The sequence below is a fragment of the Candidatus Zixiibacteriota bacterium genome, from assembly GCA_014728145.1.
Taxonomy (GTDB): domain Bacteria; phylum Zixibacteria; class MSB-5A5; order JAABVY01; family JAABVY01; genus WJMC01.
This window is the reverse complement of record WJMC01000189.1, coordinates 1-2,879: the sequence shown is the minus strand read 5'-3', so window position 1 is coordinate 2,879 and position 2,879 is coordinate 1. Positions and strand designations below refer to the sequence as shown.

The 2,879-nt window shown below is 47.5% G+C and carries 3 protein-coding genes; 2 read left to right on the top strand and 1 reads right to left on the bottom strand.

All coding sequences use genetic code 11. The annotated features are described in order from the left end of the window. The first annotated feature begins 890 nt into the window (after positions 1–890). A complete protein-coding gene (msrB, locus tag GF404_11060) occupies positions 891–1,298 on the top strand; it encodes a peptide-methionine (R)-S-oxide reductase MsrB (GenBank protein ID MBD3382720.1) in 408 nt (135 codons plus the stop codon). An 83-nt stretch (positions 1,299–1,381) separates the two neighbouring features. Next, on the top strand, positions 1,382–1,957 hold the full coding sequence (locus tag GF404_11055) for a GNAT family N-acetyltransferase (GenBank protein ID MBD3382719.1): 576 nt from the start codon (positions 1,382–1,384) through the stop codon (positions 1,955–1,957). Between the two features lie 3 nt (positions 1,958–1,960). Here GF404_11055 and GF404_11050 read toward each other — a convergent pair. Beyond that, the coding region (locus GF404_11050; protein MBD3382718.1) for a nitroreductase at positions 1,961–2,879 on the bottom strand (919 nt) is incomplete at its 5' end.

Genomic DNA, 2,879 nt, shown 5'->3' with positions numbered 1-2,879 from the left:
CCGGGGCGGAATTGATTGAGGCCTATGATCCTCCGCATGAGGTTAACCTTGCAAACATCGATGCCACTTATGATCTCGACCAGAATGGTGACCTGAGAAGCAGTTTCTCGCTTAGCCTGGATGGCTATATGGATTACCGGGCTCGTGTTCAGCTCAAGAACAAAAAGCCGGTTGAACTGGAGCAGTATTTTCAGCGAATCGCTAACAATATTGGTTTCGGTTCGCGCACCGAAAGATATTCTCATTCCGATCCGGAAAACCTTCAAAACCCGATGGAACTTTCGATCGATGTTGTCTCGCCCGAAATCGGAGTTGTTCAGGATGAGATGATGATCTTTGAGCTGATCGGGCTCCCATTCCATTTTATTTACAGCGTTGCGCCATCTCTGGAAATGCGTTTCTATGATTTCATGGCGGTGACAGACTTTACAATTTCTGTCAATGCCACAATTGATTTGCCCGATGGTTACCGGCTGGCTTTTGTACCGGATGACTTCGAGATGGAAAACGAGTACGTTCGTCTTTTATTTGATTTTGAACAGGACAGCCGAAACGGTGTACTAAATTACACTTCTACAACTGTTTTGAAACAGAAACGAATTCCAGCTGATGACTACTTTGAATTCAAAGAGATGTTCGACGAACGCTTCAAGCGCAAAAACAGGATCATTTTACTGGAAAGAATCTCGGGCTGAGATTAAGATAAAGATGACAAAACCCGCTGTCTCGGCAGCGGGTTTTTTTGTGCGGAGATGATTTGGAACAATGAGTTATAAGGCGTGTTGTATGTAGTACAAATCAAAGCAGCCGACGCATTGTTTAGTGCTCGTATTTATATCTATTGAAGTTTTATTGTCTGGCATCAAATTTTATTGTAAGGTGGTGTTCAAATGCCTGACAAGAATCTGAAAAGTAAACAGCAGTGGAAAGATATACTGACTCCGATACAGTTCGAGGTTACAAGGTTGAAAGGCACAGAAAGGGCTTTCAGCGGTGAATACTACGATTTCAGTGAAGAAGGTATATACCGCTGTGTGTGTTGCGGCAATCCGCTTTTTGATTCTGATACCAAGTATGATTCCGGCTCCGGCTGGCCGAGTTTCTGGGCCCCGCTTGAACATGATAATATCGAGCGCGAGGTCGACCGCAGTTATGGGATGGTGCGGACCGAAATCAGGTGCAGTCGATGCGAGGCCCATCTGGGGCATGTGTTCGATGATGGTCCCGATCCCACAGGATTGAGATACTGCATAAATTCGGCTTCCTTGAAATTTGACCCAGGCGATGACTCAGGGTAATTATGTGAAGAGTCTTTATATCATTGATCGCTAAAAAGAATTTCAATCTGATGCCCCGCTGAACACGGGGCATTTTTAATTGAATGGTGTTTGACACGTCGGCGATCTGCGCATATTTTAACTCTATGGTTATCGAGGGAGAAAGAGTTAAATTAACCCAGTTGAGTGATCAGGATTTCCTGGTTACCTACGAATGGTTCACAAAATCCGATCCCCGTCGACAGACCTGCCGTCCGATTACACAGCTCGATCCCCACTCCGCCCTGGACCGATTTCGACTCCGGCTGAAGATGAAAGAACTCCAGAGTTTTGCAGTCCGACGAAAAAGCGACAATGTGCTCCTGGGGCGGGTTACGTATTTCGATGTCAATGTGCGTAACCGTTCTGCTGAAATCGGCTATCTTCTGGGACCGGAGTACCGTAAACAGGGATATATGGCAGACGCACTTTACGCGCTTCTGGATTACCTGTTCAATGAATTAGGATTGAACAAGGTCATTGCCCAAACCGCCGAGTTCAATCAGCCCTCGGTAAGTTTGCTCGAGAACTTCGGGTTCAAGCAGGATGGCCGTCTGCGCAAACATCATGAGTTTCGAGGCAGGCTCTATGATGATCTCGTTTATTCCATGCTGGCGGAAGAGTTCAATTACGAAGAATAGATCTCAGCGCAAAAAATAACCGGCCGGTTTCCGTTCGGGAGCTTCTTTGAACGGTTTCTCCGGGTATCCCAGCGGGGTAACCGTGGCCACGTAATCCTTCTGCTGTATGTCCAGCATATCCTTGACATCCTCGCGATCCATGGCGGCAATCCAGCAGGTTCCCAGTCCCAGCCACCAGGCCGAAAGCGCAAAGTGATAGGCGGCGATACAGCCGTCTTGGACATGTCGTTTGGACAGGACGGGGTCAGAACAGATCGCCACTGCCATTGGGGCGTTGGCAATAGATGAACTGCTCTTACCGCGGACTTCGGATAGTTTCTGGAGCAGTTCTTTTTGACGAATTATTCTGAAATAGTAAGATTGACTGTTGCGTGAGGTGGGAGCGTAACGGCACAGCTCGAATAACTGCTCGAGGGTATCATCGGCCACAATGTCCGGTTTGTATTTTCGCACACTGCGGCGTGTCAGAAGCAAATCGGAACCGCTTTTAAAGCGGGTTGCAAAATCAGCAAACCATTGGAATTCGAGCATCCGTCCCTCGGGATCCTTCGCGAAAAACTGGTAGATTCCATACTTGTCGTTGAAGGCCGGCTTATCGGTGGCAATGTCGTTTAGTTCGTCATAGATTCGATCCACATCTTCCTGCTGGTCAAAAAAGAAGGTCAGCATGCCCTGGCTGTCGATCTGCCCGCGCCGGCAGAAACCGAAGATCAAGTTGCCGTGCTGAAAAAGGGTGCAGTCAGGTTGCTTGAGCCAGATTGAACATCCAATTCTTTCAGTATAGAACTGCGTTAATTTGTCGAGGTTATCTGTTTTTAAAAATAGTATCCCGCTCATGATTGTATTGCCGTCAGCTGATTTTCTGCCGAAGCTTCTCGAGGCGATCGTCGGCGTCGTTGATGTAACGCAGGTTGTCGATATT